Genomic DNA, 21862 nt, shown 5'->3' on the forward strand with positions numbered 1-21862 from the left:
GGCGGAACCGGCGATGAGTGTGACTCCCTGCCGGGAGCTGGACGCGGCGGCGGTGGTCGGACGCGGCGGTCCGCCGGCCGGTGCGCGCAGCGACGTCCTGCACGCGGAACCGGCCCGGCTGGTCCTGGCGGCGGGCCGGTTGCGCCGACCCGCCGTCAGAAGGCGCGTCAGCGGTGTGAGGTGAACTCCACGACCTGCTGGTAGGTGGGCCGGTTCTGCCAGCTGATCCTGCCGTGCTTGATGCCGCCGAGGGTGCGGTGGTTGATGGAGTCGGCACACCACTGGTCGCCCGCCGCGCACACGTCGTCGCCGGGGTAGACCTGGGCGGCGGTCCTGCCCGCCGCCTCCTTGAGGGTGCTGACGAGGGTGTCCCGGCATGCGCCGAGGCTGCCGTCGCCGCAGTACTTCCGGGCCAGCGGCCCCTTCACCTGCTCACCGAGGACGGCCCGCAGGTCCTTGTCGACGTAGCTCCACCAGCCGTACTGGAAGGAGCTTCCGGCGTGCGAGCCGGTCGGGCCGTGCCCGGCCGACGGGGACTCGTCGACGGGGAGGTTGGCGGTCATGGCCCCGTAGAGCCCGCTGCCGAGGCCGGGTTCGAACTCGGCCTTGACCAGCAGAGGCCACCAGGCGTCGAGGATGCGGATCGCGTCGGCGTCGGCGTACTTCTTCGAACCGGCGGCGGTCTCCGTGCGCTTGCCTCCCGCGGCGACCCAGGCCTGGAGCTTGCTCACCGCGGCCGCGGCGGCCGGGTCGGCGACGGGCGAGCTCGTGACGACCTTGAGCAGCCTGGGCAGGACGTCCTCGGCGCGCAGGTCGGCCAGTGCGGCGTCGGCCATGGCCTTCACCAGGGCGGCCCGGGTCACGCCGCCCTGCTGGACCAGCTTCTTCACCCGGTCCTCCAGGAGGTTGCCGCGGTGCACCGGCCCGTTGCCCCAGGGCGCGGTCGTGTAGTCCCTGGCCTGCTTGTTGTTCCAGGAGACGTAGTAGTCCTGGTCGGTGGAGTGGGGGTGGGCGGAAGGCGGGGTGTAGTCGGCCGTGTTGGTCTCCGGCTGCCAGCCGCGCCACTCGTGGGCGGGCCGCGCCCATGCCGGGAACTCGGTGTCGACACCGGGCGCGCGGACCGGGTTGTCACCGCTGTTGTAGTACGCGGTGTGCTCGGAGTCGGCGTAGAACCAGTTGAAGGTGTAGTTGATGTGCTGCACGGCCTTCTGGAAGGAGTCCGGGCCCTTGACGTAGCCGGGGTCGTTCAGCATCTGGAAGCCGATGATGGAGTCGGCCTCGTGCAGGAAGGAGGAGCGCAGGGTGGTGTAGGCGACCTTCTTGCCGCCGACCGTCGCGCGGTACTCGACGGGGCCGTACTTCGTGCGCCACACGCGCATGGTGTACGAGCCGGCCGCGGTGCCGTCGGCGACCGTGGGCTTCCAGGCGTTCTTCTGCTCGATCTTCTCCATCGGCGTGCAGGTGCCGCGGTACAGGTAGTGGTAGTCGTCCTGGCACAGTTCGACGGCGTAGGAGTCGATGATGTCCTGGCCTGAGGTCGTGGCGCTCCAGGCGTAGTCCTGGCCGCGGCCGAGCTCGACGTACATGCTCAGGCCGGCGAACGAGGCGCCGCGGGCGCTGATGCCCGGGCCCTGGATCTCCTGGAGCAGCAGCAGCTGGGGGGCGAAGTAGCCGGTCTGCGGGCCGAAGACGGCGACGGGGTGGCCGCTCGCGGTGTGCTTGCCGCTCACCACGAGGGCGTTGGACATGCCGCGTCTGGCCGAGGAGAGGGCGGTCTTCGCCGCTTTTCCGGACGCGTCCTTCGCACCGGCCGTGGTGGCGCTGCCGGTGCGGTCGTACACGAGCGGTTCGGGTTCCACCGTGCCGGCGTCGGGCAGTGCGGTGCCCTGCGGGTCCGCCGGCTTGGTGCCGTAGGGGAAGCTGCCGTCGTGCTGGGTGAGGACGGCCTCCGGGTCGTTGCGCATCCGGAAGGACTCCCAGACCTTGGTGCCCTCGGCGACGCCGTACCTCTCCTGGGCGGCCAGCAGCGAGAGGGCGTTGTTCACCTCGCCGCCCCCGCCGGAGCCGAACAGCGCCCCGATGACGGAGGCCAGCGCGACCAGGTCGGTGATCTTGAAGTGCGCGATGGTCCCGGCGTTGGTGACTGAGTCCTTGTGCCCGGTGAGCACGTACTCACCGGGGAAGGTGCGCCCGCTGTCGGAGGCGTCGATGTAGGAGTTGATGCCGTCGAGGTAGGCCTTGGCATCGGCGAGGGCTTGCTGTCCGCGTTCGCCGTTGGTGGCGACGGCGTTGTCGATCTGTGCCTGGAGATCGGCCTCGCTGTACGGGGCGTGCCGCCAGAACTGCTGCTCCAGACCCTGGTTGGAGGGCGCTCCGCCCGCGAAGGAGGTCAGCTGACCGCGCCCGACGTGCCGGAAGACGTCCATCAGCCACAGCCGGTCCTGGGCCGCCGCGTAGCCGGCCCCGAACTCGGTGCCGTACCGGGTGGTGCCGGTGATGTGCGGCACACCGGTCTTCTTGTCCCGGACGATCGTCACGTCAGCGCGCCCGGCGGGTTTGACGGTGGAGGCGACCTGGTCGGCGGGGACCCCGAAGGAGGCGTCGTTGAAGAAGGTGTTGATCTTGTCGTTGGTGAGGCCGGCATGACCCTTGGCCAGGTCGGCATAGGGCCCGAGCTGGTCCTCGGCGTGCTCGGGCTGGGTGCCGAAGGCCTGGTTGAGGAGGATCTGGGCGAGGGTGGCGTTGCCGTTCTGACCGGGCGGGAGGATGTCCGAACACTGTTTCCCGCAGTGGTCGTTCACCGCCGCTGTGGCCTGCGGAAAAGCCGTTTCCGAGGCGGCAGCCGGGGCAAGCGGCGACAAGAGACCTGCGATCAGGGCGCATACCGATGCTGTCTTCAGGAACCCGTGGATTCCGCTGGGAGTTCTCATTCTGTCGAGAACGGTGCGTGGGGCACGCCGTGGCATGGGGGGCTCCTCCCGACGGGGGTGGGCGGGATGTTACCGCCGGTATCCCCCGGCTGAAAGATGAACAGGCGTCACTTTTCGGAGTCAGCACAACAGGCACACGGATCACGGCAGTCGACTCGCGAGTCCCGTCGGGCGGCTTATGGAGGCCATTTGAAATCGGATGGAGCCGATTCGCTTGTCGATACGTCTATTCGGCGACGTCCGTACGACGACGCCGAAGTGACCGGATTACAGGTGCAGGTGTGACGGAGGTGCAGGACGATGGCCGGTTTCCGAAGTCTGGCGAGACAGGTCCGCGATCCGCGGTGCGATCTGGCCTTGCGGCGGTATTCGCTGCGCAAGTGCCTTGAGAGGTTCGCTCCTTACGGACACAGGGCGACCTGGGACCACCTGTGCTCCCGCGCGGGGTTCGGTCCCGAGGACCGCTCCCCCGATCCGGTGCGGCTCGTGGCCGCGCTGGACGAGCTGGAGGAGGCGCGGGCGGTCTGGCTGGCCTACGAGGTCGAGTTCGCCGAGCGCCGCAAGAAGGAGAAGCACGACGGACTGCGCAGGCCGGGCAGTGTGGACGACTGGCACCGGCTGACCTGGGGCGGTTTCGGCGTGGCGTGGTGCGACGACCCGGCGGTCCATCCCCGTGAACCGCTGGCCGAGGTGCTGCGCCGGCTGATCGCCGCGCTGGAGCGTGAACCGGGCTCGGACTGCCCGGTGTGCGGCGGGGAGCAGCTCGTCTGGAGGTACGACCTGGACCACGAACCCTCGTCCGGTCCGGTCTGCGCGGACTGCGGGATCCTGGTGCCGCGCCCCGTGCTCACGCCCGAGTCGCTGGCGTACGCCCGGCGGGCGAGGTTGCTGGTGTCGGCTTGACGGATGCGGGTGCGCGGGGGGTGCGCCGGGGATGCCGCACCCCCACTGCCGGTGGTGCCTGGCACCATCGACGGCATGATGCAGGTGTGCCTGAACGGTTCACGGACGGCCGCTGACGGCGCGGCCGTGCCACTGACGCCCGAGTCGATGGCCGACTCGGCCGCCGAGGCCGTCGCCGCCGGGGCGACGGACATCCATGTCCACCCCAAGACCCCCTGCGGACAGGACACGTTGTCGCCGCGGGTGCTGGCGCCGACCCTGTCGGCGATCCGGGCGAGGGCACCGGTGCCGGTCGGTGTGACCACCGGCGCGTGGGCGGAGCCCGACCCCGCCGCCCGCCTGGCGCGGATCCGCGCGTGGGACGTCCTGCCCGACCACGCCTCCGTCAACTGGCACGAGCCGGGCGCCGAGGAGACGGCCGCCCTGCTCATGGACCTCGGTGTGGGCGTGGAGGCCGGGATCTGGTCCGGGACCGACGGGGCGGAGCGGTTCGCCGCCTCCCCGCTCGGGCCGAGGGTGCTGAGGGTGCTGGCGGAGGTGACGGACACCGACCCGCCGAGCGCCGCCGCGTCCGCGCGGACCCTGCTGTCCGCCCTCGGGAGCGCGCACGGACGCCCGGTCCTGTTGCACGGCGAGGACGGCGGCGCCTGGCCGGTGCTGCGCCTCGCGGGCCGGCTGGGGCTGGCCACACGGATCGGGCTGGAGGACGTCCTCACCCTGCCGGACGGCCGACGGGCGCGGTCCAACGCGCAGTTGGTGGCGGCCGGGCTGACGGAGCACGGGCTGGGCGGGGGGCGGAACGGAGGGATGCCGGCCGGGCACCGAAGCGGGGGCCCGAGCACGCCGCAGGACCCGCCTCCGGTCTGACCGGGCGCGGCGAGCCGGAGCGGCGGTCAGCCGCGGCGGCCCTTGTCGGCCATCAGGCGGGACCCCGTGAGCCGCTCACCGAAGACGTCGTCCGGGTTGGACAGCACGCAGGTGTCGAGGGAGAGGCAGCCGCAACCGATGCAGTCGGCGAGGTGATCCCGCAGACGGTTCAGCTGCTTGATGCGCTCCTCCAGTTCGGTGCGCCAGGTCTCCGACAGGTGCGCCCAGTCCTCCCGGGTGGGCGTGCGCTCCTCGGGGAGTTCCGAGAGCGCGTCGCGGATCGTGGCCAGGGGGATGCCGACGCGCTGCGCGGCCCGGATGAAGGCGACCCGGCGGAGCGTGTCACGGGAGTAGCGGCGCTGGTTGCCCGCGGTCCGGCGGCTGCTGATCAGGCCCTTGGACTCGTAGAAGTGCAGGGCGGAGACGGCGGCGCCGCTGCGCGCCGCGAGCTGGCCGACCGTGAGCTCATGGATCTTCTCTGGGATCTGGGGCACCCCTCGAACCCTACCGAGTCCGTTGACACAGCCGGTGCGGCCGACCATGCTAAGCAGTCGCTTAGAGATGAGCGCGCAGACCCCCTGCACACGAGAGGCCTGGAAGACATGGCAGAGCCGAGGATCTTCACGTCCGTCGACGACCTGAAGTCGGCGGTGGGCGAGCAACTGGGGTACACGGACTGGCTCGACATCGACCAGAAGCGGATCGACCTCTTCGCGGAGGCCACCGGCGACCACCAGTGGATCCACGTCGACCCGGAGAAGGCCGCCGCGGGCCCCTTCGGCACCACCATCGCGCACGGCTATCTGACCCTGTCGCTGCTGCCCCTGTTCGGACCGCAGCTGATCACCGTCGAGGGCGTGAAGATGGGCGTCAACTACGGCACGAACAAGGTGCGTTTCCCCGCACCGGTCCCCGTCGGCTCACGCCTGCGCGCCACCGCGACGATCAGCGCCGTCGACGAGGTGCCCGGCGGCGTCCAGGTGGCCGTCGCCTTCAGCGTCGAGCGCGAGGGCGGCGACAAGCCGGTCTGCGTCGCCGAGTCGGTGGCGCGCTACTACTTCTGAGAACCGCGCCGGGCTCACGCCTCGCGGGTCCGGGCCCCCACCATCCGCAGCACGAGGTCGGCGTACAGCTCGCCGACCTCGTCCGGCGTGCGCGGCCCGTCGACGTTGAACCACCGCGCCACGTCGATGCAGAGCGACAGCACGGCCAGCGTCGTGCCGTGCACGTCGATGACCTCGAACTCGCCCGACCGGGCGCCCTCCTCGATGATCCCGCGCACCTCCGCGTCGACCTTGCGCCGCAGCGCGAGGATCTCGGCGCGGGCGTCGGGCCCCAGCGAGTCGAGTTCGTACTGCACGACCCGCGCGGTGGTGCGCCCGCCCGCGTGCCAGCGCACGAAGGAGCTGACCGCGTCGGCGAGCCGCTCGGTGGGGCTGCCCTCGCGCCGGGACGCCGTCCGCAGGATCTCCAGGGCCTTCTCGTGCCCGATCCTGCTGATGCGGTGCAGCAGCTCTTCCTTGGTCTTGTAGTGGATGTAGAGCGCGGCCGGGCTCATCCCGGCACGGCCCGCGATGTCACGGGTCGTCGTGGCGTGGTAGCCACGCTCGGCGAAGGCCTCCACCGCGGCGACCAGCAGCCGCCGCGCCGCGTCGGGCGTGACCTCGCCCCACGCCTGCGCCTCGCCGCCGGCCGTCTCCTCCGCCGTACTCATCGCTCGCCCCTCTCCACTGGCAGGAGGAACACCATACCGCCGAAGGTGAGCGAGCGCTTAGCGAGGCCGCTCAGCGCTTCTCGAACGGGGCGTACGAGGCAGTCGCGCCCTCCTGCCGGTCCCGGATCACCTTGGCCAGCGTGAAGGACGAGGTGACCAGGTACAGGACGGCGATGGCGAGGAAGCCCCGCACCCAGGCGTCGGCGCTCAGCTGGTAGATGCCGACGGCGGTGGCCGCCATGGCGACGGCGAAGGAGGCGACGGCCTGGCCGTAGAAGGCGGCCGTGTTCTGCTGCTTGCCCGGTGTCTCACTCATGGGGGCAAGCATCGGCGGACGTGGCCCGCGCCACATCCGCCGAGGTACTCAGAGAGGTACTCAGAACGCCGAGACCCCGGTCAGCGCCCGCCCGATGACCAGCTTCTGGATCTGGCTCGTGCCCTCGTAGAGGGTCATCACACGGGCGTCCCGCAGCAGCTTGCCCGCCGGGTACTCGTCGATGTAGCCGTAGCCGCCGAAGACCTGGAGCGCGTTGTTCGCGGCGCGGACGGCGGCTTCCGAGGCGAACAGCTTGGCCTTGGAGGACTCGACGGCGAACGGCCGGCCCCGGTCGATCAGATCGGCGACCCGCCAGGTCAGCAGCCGGGCCGCGTCGACGTCCAGGGCGATGTCACTGAGCAGTTCCTGGACGAGCTGGTGGTGGGCGATGGTCCTGCCGAACTGCTCGCGCTCCCCCGCGTACCGCACGGCCGCGTCCAGTGCCGCCTGGGCTATGCCGACACAACCGGCGGCGACCGACATCCGGCCCTTGGCGAGGGCCGACATGGCGATCGAGAAGCCCTTGCCCTCCTCCCCCAGCAGCGCGGAGGCCGGGACGCGCACGTCCTCCAGGGCGAGTTCGGCGGTGGCCTGGCCACGCAGCCCGAGCTTGCCGTGGACGGTGCGGCGGGTCAGGCCGGGCGTGTCCGCCGGGACGAGGAAGGCGGAGACGCCCTTGTGGCCGGGGGCGTCGGTGGAGCGGGCGAAGAGCAGGACGACATCGGCCCAGGTGCCGTTGGTGATGAACATCTTGTGGCCGTTGATGACGTAGTCGTCGCCGTCCCGCACCGCCCGGGTCGTGAGACTGCCCGCGTCCGAGCCGGTGCCGGGCTCGGTCAGGCCGAAGCAGCCGACCGACTCGCCGGAGGTCAGCCCCGGCAGCCAGCGCCGCTTCTGCTCCTCGCTCCCCCAGGCCGCGACGGTCTTGGCGACGAGCCCGAGGGAGACGGAGACGATGCCGCGCACGGACGAGTCCCCCCGGCCCAGCTCCTCCGTGACCAGGCAGTACGCGAGGTGGTCGCCGCCGGAGCCGCCGTACTCCTCGTCGATCGTCAGGCCCAGGAAGCCGACCTCCCCGAGCTTCTTGACGATCGCCCGGTCGACCTCCTCGGCGCGGTCCCAGGCGACGACGTGCGGGGTGATCTCGCGCTCCGTGAAGTCCCGCGCGAGCTGCCGGACCGCGCTCTGCTCCTCGCTGAGCTCCAGATTCACCACAGGTCACCCCATTGAAAGCCGTACATTTAAATTAGCACTGCTAGTTTCTGTGCGCAGCCCTACTATGTGCGCCATGGCCCGACCGCGCAAGCCCTTGCTCAGCACCGACCGGATCGTCGAGACGGCCCGCGCGCTCGTGGACGCGGAGGGCCTGGCCGCCGTCTCCACGCGGCGGCTCGCCGCCGAACTGGGGGTCAGCGGGCCCTCGCTGTACAACCACTTCCGCACCAAGGACGAGATCCTCGAGGCGGTCGCTGACTCGGTGAGCGGCCAGGTGGACCTGTCGATGTTCCAGGACGGCCGGGACTGGCGCGGCGCGCTGCACGACTGGGCCGTCTCCTACCGGGCCGCCCTGCGCGAGCACCCGAACATCGTCCCCGTGCTGGCCCGCGGTCCCGGCCGCCGCCCGGCCGGACTGCGCCTCGCGGACGCCGTCTACGGCGCGATGGTCGCCGCGGGCTGGCCGCCCGCGCAGGCCACCTCCATCGGCGCGCTGATGCGGTACTTCGTGATGGGCTCCGCGCTCGGCTCCTTCGCCGGCGGCTTCGTGGACGACGCGAGCGCCTACGACCCCGCCGACTACCCCCACCTCCAGCAGGCCCACCTCCTCGCCGAACAGCAGGAGAAGATCGACGAGCGCGCCTTCGAGACGGGGCTGACGGCCCTGCTGGACGGGCTGGCACGCCAGTACGAGCAGGTGCGCCGCAGGGCGTAGCGACACTTCGGCGACGGCCGAACGGTCCGTGTTCCATGCTGGGGGCATGACGACGAGGGATCCGCAGGCCACGGCACTGGCCCGGCTCGCCGCGCTCTTCGCGGACGAGACCCGGGCGGCGTGCCTGCTGGCGCTGCTCGACGGGCGGGCCTGGACCGCGAGCGAACTCGCCCGGCACGCGGGGGTCGCCGCGTCGACCCTGAGCGAGCACCTGAGCCGCCTCGTCGCGGGCGGGCTGCTCGCTGAGGAACGGCAGGGCCGGCACCGCTACGTCCGGCTGGCCGACGCCCGGGTCGCCCAGCTCGTGGAGGACCTGGCCGCCCAGGTCGCGCCTTCCGCGGCCGCCGGACCGCGCAACCTGCGGGAGTCGAGCGCCGGTTCGGCCATGGCCCGGGGCCGCACCTGCTACGACCATCTCGCCGGGCGGCTCGGCATCGCGGTCACCGACGCGCTGACGGTGCGCGGGCTGCTGGAGCAGGAGACGGGGTTCGCGCTCACCGACGCGGGGCTGGCGTGGTTCGCGTCGGCCGGCATCGGGCTCCAGCGGCGGGGCCGGCGTCCTCTGGCCCGGGCCTGTCTCGACTGGACCGAGCGCCGTCCCCATCTCGCGGGTGTCGCGGGCGCGGCGCTGTGCCGGCACGCCCTGGACACCGGGTGGTGCGTGCGCATCGGCTCCGAGCGGGCCGTGAAAGTGACGGCGGCCGGTGAACGCGCCCTCTCCGACCTGCTGGGCGTACAGCCGGCGACGCTCCGGTAGCGGCGCACGGCACCGCATCCGACCCGCCACGGCACGGCACGGCACCCCATGCGACCCGACGCCCTCCGATCACCCACGGCGCCGTTCCGGCCGCGCGCCGTGCACCGCCCGACCTGACACCTGTCCGATCGCCCATGGCGCCGTTCCGGCCGCGCGGCGCCCATCCGACCCGACGCCCCCCGATCGCCCACGGCGCCGTTCCGGCTGCGGCGCCCCGCCCGACCTGACGCCCCTCCGATTGCCCACGGCGCCGTTCCGGCCGCGCGGCGCCCGACGCCCCTCCGATCACGCACGGCGCCATTCGACCGCACACACCCCATCCCGACCCACGCCCCCCGATCACCCACGGCGCCGTTCCGGCCGCGCGCCGTGCACCGTCCGAAATCCGCGAGCATTCTGGCCCTTTTCCCTCCTAGCCTCGGGAGCATGATGTCGAACACCTCCCCCACCCGCCCCGAACGCAGGGCGGAGCTGCTGGCCGCAGGGGCGGCCGCGGTCACCGTCGTGCTGTGGGCGTCCGCCTTCGTCTCGATCCGCAGCGCGGGCGACGCCTACGCGCCGGGTGCCCTGGCGCTCGGACGGCTGCTGGCCGGATCGCTGACGCTGGGGGTGATCTGCCTGCTGCGGCGGGAGGGGCTGCCGCCGCGCTCGGCCTGGCGCGGGATCGCGATCTCGGGCCTGCTCTGGTTCGGCTTCTACATGGTGGCCCTCAACTGGGGCGAGCAGCAGGTCGACGCGGGGACGGCCGCCCTGGTCGTGAACACCGGTCCGATCCTGATCGCGCTGCTCGGTGCCCGGCTGCTCGGCGACCCCATGCCGCCGCGGCTGCTGGCGGGGATGGCGGTGTCGTTCGCCGGCGCCGTGACGGTGGGGCTGTCGATGTCGGGCGAGGGCGGTTCCTCGGTGCTCGGGGTGGTGCTGTGCCTGCTGGCGGCGATCGCCTACGCCGGTGGCGTCGTGGCGCAGAAGCCGGCCCTGGGCACGGCGAGCCCGTTGCAGGTGACGACGTTCGGGTGCCTGGTCGGTGCGGTGCTGTGCCTGCCGTTCGCCGGACAGCTCGTCCGGCAGGCCGGTGACGCGCCGGTCTCCGCGACGCTCAACATGCTCTACCTGGGCGTCTTCCCGACCGCCCTCGCCTTCACGACATGGGCGTACGCCCTGTCCAGGACGACCGCGAGCCGGATGGGCGCGACGACCTACGCGGCTCCCGCGCTGGTCGTCCTGATGTCCTGGCTGTTCCTCGGCGAGGTGCCGGGGCTGCTCACGCTGGCCGGTGGCGCGCTGTGCCTGGCGGGCGTGGCGGTGTCCCGGTCGCGGTCGCGGGCGGCGGCCCGGGCCGTGGATCCGGGAGCGGTCGCGGAGCCACGGCCCGAGCACACCCCGGACTCAGCCCGCTGACCCCGCATCCGTCCACGGGCCGGGCTCGGCGTCCGGCGGCGTCTTCGTCTCGGCCGCCCGCGCCCGGTCCGCGAGGATCTTGATCGACACCAGGGCGATCACCGAGAGCAGGACGATGTACCCGGACACGGCCATCGACGTGCCCGTCGTCTCCAGCAGCAGCACCATCACGAAGGGCGCGAGCCCACCTCCCGCGACGGCCGCGATCTGGTAGCCGAGGGAGGCGCCGGTGTAGCGCATCTCGGGCGTGAACAGCTCGGCGAACAGGGCGGCCTGGGGGCCGTACATGATGCTCAGGAAGCAGCTGGCGACGAACGTGCCCACGGCCAGCCACAACAGCGAACCGGTGTCGATCAGGAGGAAGAGAGGGACGGCCCACAGGGCGATGCCGGTCGCGCCGAGGGCGTAGATCCGGATGCGTCCGACGCGGTCGGACAGGGCGGCGGAGGCCGGGATCAGCACGAGCTGGGTGAGGCTGACGCAGAGCGAGACCGTGAGCACCGCGCCCTTGTCCATGTCGAGCTCGCGGGTCGTGTAGTCGAGGACTCCGGTGATCAGGATGTAGAAGGTGGCGGTGTTCACGGCGAAGGAGCCCCCGGCCAGGAACACCGTGCCCAGGTGGCCGCGCAGGACGGTGCGCAGCGGCGAGCTCTGCTCGGACTTCTCCTTCTCGGCCAGCGCCCGCTCGGCCTCGCGGAACGCCGGGGTCTCCTCGACGCGGGTGTGGATGTACCAGGCCAGGCCGAGCACCAGCAGGCCGACCAGGAACGGCACGCGCCAGCCCCAGGCCGCGAACGCCGAGTCGGTGGTGAGGGCACCGGCCAGCAGGAAGACGGTGTTGGCGGTGACCACGCCGATGGGGACGCCGAGTTGGACGACACTGCCGTAGACACCGCGTTTGCCCTCCGGGGCGTACTCGGTGGCCAGGAGCATCGCGCCGCCCCACTGGGCGCCGACGGCGACGCCCTGCACCACCCGCAGCAGGACGAGCAGGACCGGCGCTGCCACGCCGATCGTGTCGTACGTCGGCAGCAGGCCGATGCCGGTGGTGGCCACGCCCATCAGCGTGAGCGCGAGGACCAGCATCGGCTTGCGGCCGCGCCGGTCGCCGAGGTGGCCTGCGACGATGCCGCCGATGGGCCGGGCGAGGAAGCCGACGGCGAAGGTCGCGAACGAGGCGAGGACGCCCGCGGTGGAGCTGCCGGCGGGGAAGTAGAGGTCGCCGAGCACGAGGGCGGCGGCGATGCCGAAGACGAAGTAGTCGTACCACTCGACGGCCGAGGCGAGCGCCGCGGCCGTGGCCACCCGGCGGCGGTTGCCGACGGCGGGCGTGGTGATGACGGGCTGAGCGGAAGGTGCCGTGTCCATGCGGTGCACGCTCCGGGGGTGCGGGGGACGGAACGGGGGGTGGCGCGGGTTCCGGGGAACGTACTGACCGGACGGTATGTGCGTCAACGGGTCGCGCACCAGGACTTTTGCCTGTACATGGCATCGACCGCGGGTCCGGGCATGCCGAAGGCCCCGGCCTCGCGAGGAGGCCGGGGCACCGGGAGAGAGGGCTAGAAGACGACCAGGGACCGGCCGCCCTTGCCCGCCAGCATGTTCTCGAAGGCCGCCGGGATGCCGTCCAGGGAGATGCGCTCCGTCACCAGGGCGGAGAGGTCGAGGCGGCCGGCCCGGACGTGTTCGGCCAGCACCGGGAGGTCCTCGGCCGGGTTCGAGTTGCCGTAGACGCAGCCGGAGAGGGTGCGGCCCCAGTGGAAGATCTCCAGGGCGTTGAAGGTGACCTGCTGGTCCTTGCCGCCGATGCCGACGACCGTGGTGCGGCCGCCGCGCCGGGTGGAGTCCCAGGCGGCGCGGATGCTGACGGCGCGTCCGGCGCACTCCACGGCGACGTCGACGCCCTGCTTGCCGGTCAGGCCCCGGATCTCGCGGGCGGTGGTGTCGGAGGCGACCAGGTAGTCGGTGGCACCGGCCGCCCGGGCCAGCTCCTCCTTCCCGGCGGACACGTCCACCGCGACGATCTTCGAGGCCCCCGCGATCCGGGCCGCCTGGATCGCGGAGAGGCCCACTCCCCCGACCCCGAACACCGCCACCGTCTCGCCCCGCCGGACACGGGCCGAGTGGTGGACGGCGCCGTAGCCGGTGAGGACCGCGCAGCCGAGCAGGGCCGCGTCGGTGAGCGGGACGCCGTCCGGGACGGGCAGCACGCAGGACGTGGAAACGACGGTCTCCTCGGCGAACGCGGCGACGTTGAGGCCGGGGTGGAGGTCGGTGCCCCCGGTGGTGCGGGCGTAGACCTCGGCGGCACCGCCCAGGGCGTTGGCGCACAGCCACACCTCGCCGAGCGAGCAGGCGTGGCAGGAGCCGCAGGACGGGGCCCAGTTGAGGACGACCCCGTCGCCGGGCGCGACGTGGGTGACGCCCTCGCCGACGCTGACGACCGTGCCGGCGCCCTCGTGGCCGAGCACGGCGGGGACGGGCAGGCGCATGGTGCCGTCGGACAGGGACAGGTCGGAGTGGCAGACCCCGGCGGCGGCGAGCCGGACGCGGACCTGGCCGGGTCCGGGGTCGGGCAGCTCGATGCCGGTGATCTCCAGCGGGGAGCCGACGGCGGGCAGGACGGCGGCGCGGACAGCCATGACGGAAGGGACTCCCCTGACTAGAACTGGAGGGACTTGGTCTGGAGGTACTCGGCCAGGCCGTGGACGCCGAGTTCGCGGCCCACGCCGGACTGCTTGTAGCCGCCGAAGGGGGCGAGGGGGTTGAAGCGGCCGCCGTTGATGTCGACCTGGCCGGTCTCCATCCGGCGCGCGAAGGCCACGGCCTCGGCCTCGTCCCCGGCCCAGACCGCGCCGGCCAGGCCGTAGACCGTGCCGTTGGCGATGCGCAGGGCGTCCTCCTCGTCCTCGTAGGCGAGGATCGACAGGACCGGGCCGAAGATCTCCTCCTGGGCGATGGTCATGTCCGGCGTGACGTCGGCGAAGACGGTGGGGCTGACGAAGTAGCCCTTCTCGCGCGGTGCCTCGGAACCGCCGGCGACCAGGCGGGCGCCCTCGGCGACGCCCTTGTCGATGTAGCCGCGCACCCGGTCGAGCTGCGTGGCGTTGACGACCGGGCCGATGCGCTCGCCGTACTTGGCCGCCGCGGCGGCGGCGAGCTCGACGGCCTCGTCGTACTGCTCGCGGTGGACCAGCATCCGCGTCCAGGCGCTGCACGTCTGCCCGGAGTTGGACATGACGTTGGCGACGCCGACGTTGACGGCCTTGGCCAGGTCGGCGGTCGGCAGGATGACGTTGGCGGACTTGCCGCCCAGTTCGAGGGCGACCTTCTTGATCTGTCCGGCGGCGATCGCGGCGATCCGGCGGCCGACGGCGGTCGAGCCGGTGAAGGAGACCAGGTCGACGCCGGGGTGCTCGGCGAGGGCCTGGCCGGCGACCGGGCCGAGGCCGGTGACCAGGTTGAAGACGCCCGCCGGGACCCCGGCCTCGTGCACGGCGCCGGCGAAGAGCCGGGCGACGAGCGGGGTGTCCTCGGCGGGCTTCACCACGACCGTGCAGCCGGCCGCGAGGGCCGGCGCGACCTTGGCGACGATCTGGTGAAGCGGGTAGTTCCAGGGGGTGATCGCGGCCACGACGCCGATCGGCTCGTGGTGCACGACGGAGTTGCCGGTCTTCTCCTCGAAGGCGTACGTGCCCGCCAGCTCGGCGTAGGAGCCCGCGACCGCGATCGGCACGGCCGCGTGGACGGCCTGCGAGAACTTCAGCGGCGAGCCGAGTTCGGCCGTGACGGTCTCGGCGATCTCGTCCGCGCGGGCGGCCAGCACGTCCCGCAGTGCGGACAGGCGCGCCGCGCGCTCGGCGGGCGGGGTGGCGGCCCAGGCCGGCAGGGCGGCGCGGGCGGCCCGTACGGCGGCGTCGACGTCCTCGGCGGTGCCCGCCGGGACCGTGCCGATGATCTGCTCGTCGACCGGGTTCACGACCTCGATCACGTCCTGGCCGGCGGCGGGGCGCCAGGCGCCCCCGATGTACATGCCGTCGTGTGCCTTCATCGCGCTTCCTCCGGGGCGGGGCGTCGTCGTCCGACACATAAACTAGCGGCGATAGTTTTATGGCGCCAGACATCGCGGGGTGCCGGGCGCACCCGGTCCCGGTCATCACAGCACGGCCGGGGCCCGGCCCGGGTGTGCGGCTGCTCACTCCTCGAGGTCGGGCAGATGCGCCGGGCTCGGGCAGATGCGGTCGCCGCGCTGGTCGAAGACGAACAGGTGGGCGAGGTCGACCAGGAGCGGCACCTGCATGCCGTGCCGGAGGGCCAGGTCCGGGGTGGTGCGGACGATGAGGTCGCCGGGCAGCCGGGGTTCGGCGGCCGCGGGACGGGGATCGGCGTCGCCGGGGTGCTCCAGCTCCACCACGGGCCCGGCCCGGCCGGCTCCGGTCCGCTCCCGCAGACGGGTGAGGGCGGAGACCTCGCGGCGGCGCCGCCGGGCCGGACGGCCGGGACGCGGGCGCGGGGCCTCCAGCTCCGGGACGACCGCGGGGCTGGAGCCGGTGTCGAAGTGGACGAGGATCTCGTGCCCCTGGAACTCCACGTGCTCGACCAGGCCGGTGATCGGCACCTCCCAGGGGCGGACCGCACTGTGCCAGGGGGGCGCCCCCTGTCCGAGCGAAGCCCAGAACTTGGGCGCGATCCGCACCGCCTCCGAGCGCAGCCCGACGATGACCTCGCGGCCCTGCTGCACACGCAGCAACTGATGGTCCGGGGAGAGCGGTTCGGGCAGGCGCAGGAACTGCTTGCCCAGGCTGATGGTCATCGCCCCGTCGAGCGGGGCGCGGACCAGGCCGCGCAGCAGGTTGATGCGCGGGGTGCCGATGAAGGTGGCGACGAAGACGTTGCTGGGCAGCGCGTAGACCGCGCGGGGGGTGTCGACCTGCTGGAGCACCCCGCCGCGCAGCACGGCGACCCGGTCGCCCAGCGACATCGCCTCGGCCTGGTCGTGGGTGACGTAGATCGTCGTGACGCCCAGTTCCTTCGTCAGCCGCGAGATCTCGGCCCGCAGATGGGTGCGGAGCTTGGCGTCGAGGTTGGACAGCGGCTCGTCCATGAGGAAGGCGGAGGGGTGGCGGGCGATGGCCCGGCCCATGGCCACGCGCTGGCGTTCGCCGCCGGAGAGCTGAGCGGGGAGGCGGTCGAGGAGCTCCTCGATGCCGAGCATGCGGGCGGTGGCGTCGACACGGGGGCGGGGATCCGCGGCCGGGTCCTCGAAGCGCAGCGGGAAGCCGATGTTGGCGCGGCCGGTCATGTTCGGGTAGAGGGCGAAGTTCTGGAAGACCATCGCCATGTCCCGGCCGGACGGCGGCAGATCGTTGGCGTACTCGCCGTCGAGCAGCAGCCGGCCCTCGTCGATCTCCTCCAGCCCGGCGATCATTCGGAGCACGGTCGACTTGCCGCAGCCGGACGGACCGAGCAGCACGAGGAACTCGCCGGGCGCGATGTCCAGCGACAGGCGGTCCACGACGCGGACACCCCGCGTGTAGGACTTGCTCACGTCCTGGAGGGAGATGGCGCGTGTCATGAGGGGCCCCCGAGGGGTCATCAGGGCGCTGGTGCTCCGCGGTCGGAAGCCCCGTACGGGCCGTACGGGGCTGTGCGTCACGGAAGTTAACGGAATGTGTGCGGCGCGGGGAAGACGCCGGGCGTGATCGAGGGCTTCGGTCCAGCTGGTGAGAAAGCGGACGGCTCCGTTCAGCCGTCGTCCGGGGCCGGCCGGGGGTCAGCGGACGCCGGTGAGGTGGGCGAAGACGACCAAGTTCCCGGAGTAACCCTTCCTGCGGTCGTAGCTGCCGCCGCAGGTGATCAGGCGCAGCTCGGGGCGTCCCCGGGCGCCGTACACCTCCTGGCTCGGGAAGTCGGCCTTCTCGTACGACTTGATCTTGTCGACCGTGTAGACGGCGGTCCGTCCGTCGGCGCGGCGGGCCTTGATGAGGCGGCCTCGTCTCAGTTCGGTCAGCCCGGCGAAGACCGCGGGCCCGCTGTCCGTGTCCAGATGCCCGACGGCCACGGCGGTGCCCTGTTCCCCGGGCGAGGGACCGTGCCGGTACCAGCCGACGAGCTCGGGGTCGTCGTCCGGGGGCGCGGTGAGGCGCCGGTCGCGGTCGAGGCCGAGGTCCATGACCGGGGCGTCGAGACGGAGGTAGGGGATGAGGAGGCGGGTGGCCCGGGAACGGGGCAGCGGCCGGAGGCCTGCCGGGGGGCGGGGCTTGCGGGCGGCGGGGGCGGCACGCCGGGGGGCGGGGCGCGGGGCGGCGGCTGCGGGGCGGTCGGCGTGCGCGGGGCTGCCCTTACGGAGCCCGGGGGTGGAGGACCGGGGCGGCCGGGGTCCCTGGGCACGAGGCGCGGTGGCAGGGGCGTCGGCCTTGGGGGTCGCGGGTGCCTGGGGTGGGGGCGTGCGGGGGTGGGAGCCGGGTGCGGTCGAGCGGGGTGGAGGGGTGGCGACGCGGGGGGCGGGGGCGCCCGGTGGGGCGGCCTTGGTTGCGCCGGAGGTTCCCGGCGGGACGGTTCTGCCGGGGGCTCCGGATGCGGCGCCCTTGCCCGTACCGGGGGTTCCGGACGCGGCAGCCTTGCCCGTACCGGGGGTTCCGGATGCGGCGCCCTTGCCCGTACCGGGGGTTCCGGACGCGGCGCCCTCGCCCGCGTCGGGGATTCCCGGCCGGGCACCTGCGCCGGGGGCTCCCGCCAGGGCGGCGGTACCCGTGCCGGAACCGGCCGGATGGGCGGCCGTGGTGAAGTCGGGTGGGAGGGCCGTGACCGTGCCGCTCGGCTCGTCGCCCCGGTTCCAGCAGACCCCCACCACCAGCAGCAGCGAGACGGCCATCACGATCGTCCGCGTCAGCCGGAAGGCACGCCTCCTGTACCAGGGCCTGCGGGACCGCCCGGACCACGCCCCGGGGACGTCGGCGGACAGGGAGGAACGTCCGGGAGGAACGGTGCCGTTGCCGGAGCCGGAGCCGGAACCACGCCGGACCACGGGGACGGCCGCAGCCCCGGCGCCGCGCCGGAACCCGGCCTCCGCGACCGTCCCGGCCCCATGCCGAAACCGCGTCGCCGCGACCGTCCCTGCCCCACGCCGGAACCCGGCCTCCGCGGCCCTCCCTGCCCCACGCCGCCCCGACGGCACGCGAGCGGCACCGGCACCTCGCCGGGCCACTGGAGGCGCGGCGAATCCGGAATCGCCCCCGCGCCTCACCCCGGCTCCGGCGGCAGCTCCCCGTGGCCCCACGGGATCCGGGGCGGCCCCGGTTCCGCCCGTGCGCCGCCCCGACAGCGCACGGGCGGAACCGGAACCCTTCCCGCGTCGCTCCGAGGGCGCGTCGCCCGAACCGTCACCGGCCCCACGCCGCGCCGCAGGGGCGGCGCCGGCTGCGGCACCGCCCCTGCGCCTCACCGGCCCGGCGTCCGGCCCGAGCGCGCCACCGCCCTGACCCGCCCGGGCGGAGCGATCCGTGGAACCCGGCCTACGCGGCGCCATCGGGGCGGCGACGGAGCCGGAACCAGACCGTCCCGGCGACGGCTGCCAGGCCGACCGCGGCCGCGCCGGTGACCGGTGTGAAAGCCTCACCACGGGCGATGCCGCCACCGCCGGCCGGCGGGCCGCCGACCGGTGTCGTCGGCTTGGAGGTCGGGCAGTCGACCTTGAACACCTTGAACTTGCCGGCGCCGTGGGCCTGGTCGGTGAGCCAGGTCAGCTTGTACTGCCCGTTGGGCAGGTCGACGGCCGTGGTGCGGCCCTTGCCGGTCGCGTCGGCGGTGAAGGTGCCGGTGCGCGTGGCCCCGCCCGGGACCTCGGGCTGGGTCTGGATGGTCCAGTTGACCTTCTCGCCCGCGTCGAAGTTGAACGCGGCGAGGTAGAAGTCGCAGACCTTCGGGTCGTTGCGCTGATTGGCCGCGGCCGTCGTGCTGGCGTGGATCTTGACGTCTCCGTTGTCCCCCGGGATGGGAGCGGCGACGGCGGACACCCCGCTCAGGGCGGTCCCTGCGAGGGTGAGGGCGGCGACGACGGCGGTGCGGGCGCCGGCACTGCGCGCGAGGGGTACGACGGGCATGAACATGCCTCCCAGTCAGATGATTTACATACAAACACCTCGTCATCTGACTCTCTGTCACCCGACCACCGAAAAGGCGGCAGCACCGCCCTAAGACGCGTCAGATATCGCTCTTCCGGCGCAGCGCCCCCGCACTCGGCAGGCCTTTTCGCGCCCCGCGGGCCTCGTCCTCGGGCGTCTTGGAGCCGTCCTCCGCCTCCTCCAGCTCTGCCTCCACCTCTGCCTCATCCTCAGACTCCGGCGGCTCCCGTCGTCGCGACCGCACGGCGACCGCGGACGACAGCAGCAACAGCCCGCCGAGCATCACGAACGGCGCCGCCGCGCCCGCGACTCCGGCGATCAGCCCGGCCCCGGCTGGTGCGGCGACCTGACCGAGCCGGTTGCCGGTCAGACGCAGGGCCAGGGCCGTGGAGCGGGCGTCGTCGGGGGCGGCCTGGACGACCGTCGTCATGGACAGCGGCTGACCGACCCCGAGGCAGAAGCCGAGCACGGCCAGCAGCAGTGCGAGCGCCCACACCGGCAGCGGCAGCGCGATGCCCGTGCACAGCAGTGCCGCCAGCAGGCAGGTGAGCGTCAGCAGCAGGGTCCGGCCGAGCAGCCGCAGCAGGGGCGTCAGCACCATGCGGCAGGCGATCGTCGCCGCCGCGCGCAGACTGAGCAGGAGGCCGATCACCGACGGCGCGATGCCCCGGTGTTCGCCGACCACCGGAAGGTAGGCGGTGAGGATGTCGGTGGCGGACAGCACGGCGAGGCTGATGAAGATGCCCGCCGGTACCCCCCGGGCGCGCAGGATGCCCCCGACCGGGATGCGGTCGCCCTTGTCCGGCCGGGCCGTGGAGGCCGTGCGGCGGTGCTCGATGCGCCACAGCGAGGTGAACGCCACGGCCGCGGTGGCGCCGGCCACGATCAGGGCGAGGGTGCTGCTGCCGGCCATGTCCTCGCCGCCGATCAGCGCGCCCGCGGCGACCGGGCCGACCAGCTGGCCGAGTGCGGCCCCGATGGTGAAGTGGCCGAAGTTGAGGTCCTGTTCGTGCGGCGCGGACTGGCGGGCGACGAGGGACTGGGAGCCGATGACGAAGCACAGGTGCCCGAGGCCCATCACCCCGCTCCACACGGCCATCGTCCACAGGGAGCCGGCGATCCCGCTGAGGGCGCAGCCGCCGGATATCAGGACCACGCCGACCGGCAGCAGGGGCGCGCAGCGGCCGTGGTCGGTGCGACGGCCCAGCGGCACGGCGGCGAACAGGGGCAGCAGCGCGTACACACCGGCGATCACACCGATCGCGCGTTCGTCCGCGCCCAGCGCGAGGGCCCGGTAGGAGACGGCGGGCCGGGCCATCGACACCGCCCCCTGCGCGAAGGAGAAGGCGATGACGAGGCGGAGCAGCCAGCCGCGGTTCCCACCGGGCCTCACATTGACGTCCTCCATGAGGTGGCTCAGATGATCCCGGAGAGCATGCCCGCGCCGAGGATGACCAGGCAGGTGAGGGCGGCCCACTTCACGACGAACCTCGTGTGGTCGCCGAACTCCACCTTCGCCATGCCGACCAGGACGTAGACGGCCGGGACGAGCGGGCTGGACATGTGCAGCGGCTGGCCGACCAGCGAGGCGCGGGCCATCTCCAGCGGGGTGACGCCGTGCGCGGCACCGGCCTCGGCGAGGACGGGCAGGACACCGAAGTAGAAGCCGTCGTTGGACATGAAGTAGGTGAGCGGCAGGCTCAGGATGCCGGTGACCAGGGCCATGTGCGGGCCCATGCTGCCGGGGATGACGTCCACCATCCACTTGGCCATGTGGTCGACCATGCCGGTGCCCTGGAGGACGCCGGTGAAGACGGCGGCGGCGAAGACCATGCCGGAGACGTTCAGGACGTTGTCGGCGTGGGCGGCCAGGCGGGCCCTCTGGTCGGGGATGTGGGGGAAGTTCACCGAGAGGACGAGCGCGGCGCCGATCAGGAACAGCACCGGGATCGGCAGCCACTCCATGATCATGGCGGTGAGCAGGGTGACCGTGAGCAGCGCGTTGAACCAGTAGAGCTTGGGGCGCAGGGTGGCCCGGTTCGGGTCGAGGCCCTGGAAGCCGTCGTCCTCGGCGGAGCTCTCCGGGCCGGTGGTCCCCGCGGGGGCGTCCGTGCCGGAGCCCGCGCCACCCGCGGCGGCCGTGCCGCCCTTGCGCATCGAGACCTTGCCGTCGCCGGAGCCGCCGGCGCCGACGAGGACCGTCTCGGTCTCCTTCTCCTCCACCAGCACCTCGTCGAGGGTCAGCACGCCCAGGCGCCGGCGCTCGCGCACACCCAGCACGTAGGACAGGACGAAGACGAAGAGCAGGCCGACCAGGAGCGCCGGGATCATCGGGACGAAGATGTCGCTGGCGTCGAGCTTCAGCGCGGTCGCGGCGCGGGCGGTCGGGCCGCCCCAGGGGAGGGTGTTCATCACGCCGTTGGCCATGGCGGCGACACCGGTCATCACGACCAGGCTCATCTTCAGGCGCTTGTACAGCGGGTACATCGCCGAGACGGTGATCATGAAGGTCGTCGAGCCGTCGCCGTCCAGCGACACGATCGCGGCGAGCACGGCGGTGCCGACGACGATCCGCATCGGGTCTGCTTTGCAGAACTTGAGGATGCCGCGGACGATCGGGTCGAAGAGACCGACGTCGATCATCACGCCGAAGTAGACGATCGCGAACATGAGCATCGCCGCGGTGGGGGCGAGGCTGGTCACGCCGTCGATGACGTAGTCGCCGAGCTTGGCGCCCTTGCCGACGAACACGCAGAACAATGCGGGAATCAGCACGAGCGCCGCGATCGGCGACATCTTCTTCATCATGATCAGGACCAGGAAGGTCGCGATCATGGCGAAGCCGAGGATGGTCAGCATGAGTGGATACCTAACGTTCGCCCTTGAACTCCCACCAGGGCCGGCGGTGTCCGAGACGTTAGGTC

20 protein-coding genes are annotated in these 21862 nt (G+C 72.7%); 7 read left to right on the forward strand and 13 right to left on the reverse strand.

The genetic code is table 11. The annotated features are described in order from the left end of the window. The first annotated feature begins 13 nt into the window (after positions 1–13). Positions 14–184 carry a hypothetical protein gene (locus tag AB0I06_RS21305; protein ID WP_363120462.1) on the forward strand — a complete coding sequence of 57 codons (171 nt, stop codon included), beginning with the start codon at positions 14–16 and terminating at the stop codon, positions 182–184. Here the strand turns inward: AB0I06_RS21305 and AB0I06_RS21310 are convergent. Then, positions 168–2966 carry a penicillin acylase family protein gene (locus AB0I06_RS21310; RefSeq protein WP_363120377.1) on the reverse strand — a complete coding sequence of 933 codons (2799 nt, stop codon included), beginning with the start codon at positions 2964–2966 and terminating at the stop codon, positions 168–170. The genes AB0I06_RS21305 and AB0I06_RS21310 overlap by 17 nt on opposite strands. A 264-nt stretch (positions 2967–3230) precedes the next feature. Between AB0I06_RS21310 and AB0I06_RS21315 the strand changes: the two genes are divergently transcribed. Together AB0I06_RS21315 and AB0I06_RS21320 are read left to right on the forward strand one after the other, a co-directional pair. After that, positions 3231–3833, forward strand: a complete 603-nt coding sequence (locus AB0I06_RS21315; RefSeq protein WP_363120378.1) for a hypothetical protein — start codon at positions 3231–3233, stop codon at positions 3831–3833. A 75-nt stretch (positions 3834–3908) separates the two neighbouring features. After that, complete coding sequence (locus tag AB0I06_RS21320) at positions 3909–4700, forward strand: 3-keto-5-aminohexanoate cleavage protein (protein WP_363120458.1); 792 nt, start codon at positions 3909–3911, stop codon at positions 4698–4700. Positions 4701–4726: 26 nt separating this feature from the next. Here AB0I06_RS21320 and soxR read toward each other — a convergent pair whose 3' ends face one another. Next, positions 4727–5194 carry a redox-sensitive transcriptional activator SoxR gene (gene soxR, locus AB0I06_RS21325; protein ID WP_363120379.1) on the reverse strand — a complete coding sequence of 156 codons (468 nt, stop codon included), beginning with the start codon at positions 5192–5194 and terminating at the stop codon, positions 4727–4729. 108 nt (positions 5195–5302) lie between these two features. On the opposite strand from soxR, the gene AB0I06_RS21330 reads away from it, so the two are divergent. Beyond that, positions 5303–5764, forward strand: coding sequence for a MaoC family dehydratase (locus AB0I06_RS21330; RefSeq protein ID WP_363120380.1), 462 nt, complete (start codon positions 5303–5305; stop codon positions 5762–5764). A 14-nt stretch (positions 5765–5778) separates the two neighbouring features. Here AB0I06_RS21330 and AB0I06_RS21335 read toward each other — a convergent pair whose 3' ends face one another. The 3 genes from AB0I06_RS21335 to AB0I06_RS21345 all read right to left on the reverse strand — a co-directional run bounded on the left by AB0I06_RS21335 (position 5779) and on the right by AB0I06_RS21345 (position 7942). Further along, positions 5779–6414, reverse strand: a complete 636-nt coding sequence (locus tag AB0I06_RS21335; RefSeq protein WP_363120381.1) for a TetR/AcrR family transcriptional regulator — start codon at positions 6412–6414, stop codon at positions 5779–5781. 70 nt (positions 6415–6484) lie between these two features. Next, complete coding sequence (locus AB0I06_RS21340) at positions 6485–6730, reverse strand: YiaA/YiaB family inner membrane protein (protein ID WP_363120382.1); 246 nt, start codon at positions 6728–6730, stop codon at positions 6485–6487. 60 nt (positions 6731–6790) lie between these two features. Next, positions 6791–7942 (reverse strand): acyl-CoA dehydrogenase family protein, encoded by a 1152-nt coding sequence (locus AB0I06_RS21345; protein ID WP_363120383.1) that lies wholly within the window; start codon positions 7940–7942, stop codon positions 6791–6793. 67 nt (positions 7943–8009) lie between these two features. Here AB0I06_RS21345 and AB0I06_RS21350 point away from each other — a divergent pair, with 67 nt between their 5' ends. The 3 genes from AB0I06_RS21350 (at position 8010) to AB0I06_RS21360 (ending at position 10815) form a co-directional block, all read left to right on the forward strand. After that, a complete protein-coding gene (locus AB0I06_RS21350; protein WP_363120459.1) occupies positions 8010–8660 on the forward strand; it encodes a TetR/AcrR family transcriptional regulator in 651 nt (216 codons plus the stop codon). A gap of 46 nt (positions 8661–8706) precedes the next feature. Then, the gene (locus AB0I06_RS21355; RefSeq protein WP_363120384.1) at positions 8707–9417 is read left to right on the forward strand and encodes a winged helix-turn-helix domain-containing protein; all 711 of its coding nucleotides are present in this window, start codon (positions 8707–8709) and stop codon (positions 9415–9417) included. A 429-nt stretch (positions 9418–9846) separates the two neighbouring features. After that, on the forward strand, positions 9847–10815 hold the full coding sequence (locus AB0I06_RS21360; protein WP_363120460.1) for a DMT family transporter: 969 nt from the start codon (positions 9847–9849) through the stop codon (positions 10813–10815). Here AB0I06_RS21360 and AB0I06_RS21365 read toward each other — a convergent pair. The 8 genes from AB0I06_RS21365 to AB0I06_RS21400 form a co-directional block, all read right to left on the reverse strand. Further along, positions 10804–12183, reverse strand: coding sequence for an MFS transporter (locus AB0I06_RS21365; RefSeq protein ID WP_363120385.1), 1380 nt, complete (start codon positions 12181–12183; stop codon positions 10804–10806). The two genes, AB0I06_RS21360 and AB0I06_RS21365, sit on opposite strands and share 12 nt — an antisense overlap. A gap of 191 nt (positions 12184–12374) precedes the next feature. Beyond that, positions 12375–13457, reverse strand: a complete 1083-nt coding sequence (locus tag AB0I06_RS21370; RefSeq protein ID WP_363120386.1) for a Zn-dependent alcohol dehydrogenase — start codon at positions 13455–13457, stop codon at positions 12375–12377. 20 nt (positions 13458–13477) lie between these two features. Next, positions 13478–14866 (reverse strand): aldehyde dehydrogenase family protein, encoded by a 1389-nt coding sequence (locus tag AB0I06_RS21375; protein ID WP_363120387.1) that lies wholly within the window; start codon positions 14864–14866, stop codon positions 13478–13480. Positions 14867–15010: 144 nt separating this feature from the next. Then, complete coding sequence (locus AB0I06_RS21380; RefSeq protein ID WP_363120388.1) at positions 15011–16390, reverse strand: ABC transporter ATP-binding protein; 1380 nt, start codon at positions 16388–16390, stop codon at positions 15011–15013. 198 nt (positions 16391–16588) lie between these two features. Continuing rightward, complete coding sequence (locus AB0I06_RS21385; RefSeq protein WP_363120389.1) at positions 16589–17689, reverse strand: class F sortase; 1101 nt, start codon at positions 17687–17689, stop codon at positions 16589–16591. A 640-nt stretch (positions 17690–18329) separates the two neighbouring features. Continuing rightward, a complete protein-coding gene (locus AB0I06_RS21390; RefSeq protein WP_363120390.1) occupies positions 18330–18917 on the reverse strand; it encodes a hypothetical protein in 588 nt (195 codons plus the stop codon). A gap of 100 nt (positions 18918–19017) precedes the next feature. Next, positions 19018–20331: an MFS transporter gene (locus AB0I06_RS21395; protein WP_363120391.1), complete on the reverse strand. Its 1314-nt coding sequence runs from the start codon at positions 20329–20331 to the stop codon at positions 19018–19020. 23 nt (positions 20332–20354) lie between these two features. Next, the gene (locus tag AB0I06_RS21400) at positions 20355–21797 is read right to left on the reverse strand and encodes a citrate:proton symporter (protein ID WP_363120392.1); all 1443 of its coding nucleotides are present in this window, start codon (positions 21795–21797) and stop codon (positions 20355–20357) included. Between the last annotated feature and the right edge of the window lie 65 nt (positions 21798–21862).

This window comes from Streptomyces sp. NPDC050674, assembly GCF_040654575.1.
Taxonomy (GTDB): domain Bacteria; phylum Actinomycetota; class Actinomycetes; order Streptomycetales; family Streptomycetaceae; genus Streptomyces.

Coding starts and splice junctions, on each gene's coding strand:
- AB0I06_RS21305 (WP_363120462.1), top strand. CDS start 14: ATGAGTGTGACTCCCTGCCGGGAGCTGGACGCGGCGGCGGTGGTCGGA.
- AB0I06_RS21310 (WP_363120377.1), bottom strand. CDS start 2,966: ATGCCACGGCGTGCCCCACGCACCGTTCTCGACAGAATGAGAACTCCC.
- AB0I06_RS21315 (WP_363120378.1), top strand. CDS start 3,231: ATGGCCGGTTTCCGAAGTCTGGCGAGACAGGTCCGCGATCCGCGGTGC.
- AB0I06_RS21320 (WP_363120458.1), top strand. CDS start 3,909: ATGATGCAGGTGTGCCTGAACGGTTCACGGACGGCCGCTGACGGCGCG.
- AB0I06_RS21330 (WP_363120380.1), top strand. CDS start 5,303: ATGGCAGAGCCGAGGATCTTCACGTCCGTCGACGACCTGAAGTCGGCG.
- AB0I06_RS21335 (WP_363120381.1), bottom strand. CDS start 6,414: ATGAGTACGGCGGAGGAGACGGCCGGCGGCGAGGCGCAGGCGTGGGGC.
- AB0I06_RS21340 (WP_363120382.1), bottom strand. CDS start 6,730: ATGAGTGAGACACCGGGCAAGCAGCAGAACACGGCCGCCTTCTACGGC.
- AB0I06_RS21350 (WP_363120459.1), top strand. CDS start 8,010: ATGTGCGCCATGGCCCGACCGCGCAAGCCCTTGCTCAGCACCGACCGG.
- AB0I06_RS21355 (WP_363120384.1), top strand. CDS start 8,707: ATGACGACGAGGGATCCGCAGGCCACGGCACTGGCCCGGCTCGCCGCG.
- AB0I06_RS21360 (WP_363120460.1), top strand. CDS start 9,847: ATGTCGAACACCTCCCCCACCCGCCCCGAACGCAGGGCGGAGCTGCTG.
- AB0I06_RS21365 (WP_363120385.1), bottom strand. CDS start 12,183: ATGGACACGGCACCTTCCGCTCAGCCCGTCATCACCACGCCCGCCGTC.
- AB0I06_RS21370 (WP_363120386.1), bottom strand. CDS start 13,457: ATGGCTGTCCGCGCCGCCGTCCTGCCCGCCGTCGGCTCCCCGCTGGAG.
- AB0I06_RS21375 (WP_363120387.1), bottom strand. CDS start 14,866: ATGAAGGCACACGACGGCATGTACATCGGGGGCGCCTGGCGCCCCGCC.
- AB0I06_RS21380 (WP_363120388.1), bottom strand. CDS start 16,390: ATGACACGCGCCATCTCCCTCCAGGACGTGAGCAAGTCCTACACGCGG.
- AB0I06_RS21385 (WP_363120389.1), bottom strand. CDS start 17,689: ATGGCCGTCTCGCTGCTGCTGGTGGTGGGGGTCTGCTGGAACCGGGGC.
- AB0I06_RS21390 (WP_363120390.1), bottom strand. CDS start 18,917: ATGCCCGTCGTACCCCTCGCGCGCAGTGCCGGCGCCCGCACCGCCGTC.
- AB0I06_RS21400 (WP_363120392.1), bottom strand. CDS start 21,797: ATGCTGACCATCCTCGGCTTCGCCATGATCGCGACCTTCCTGGTCCTG.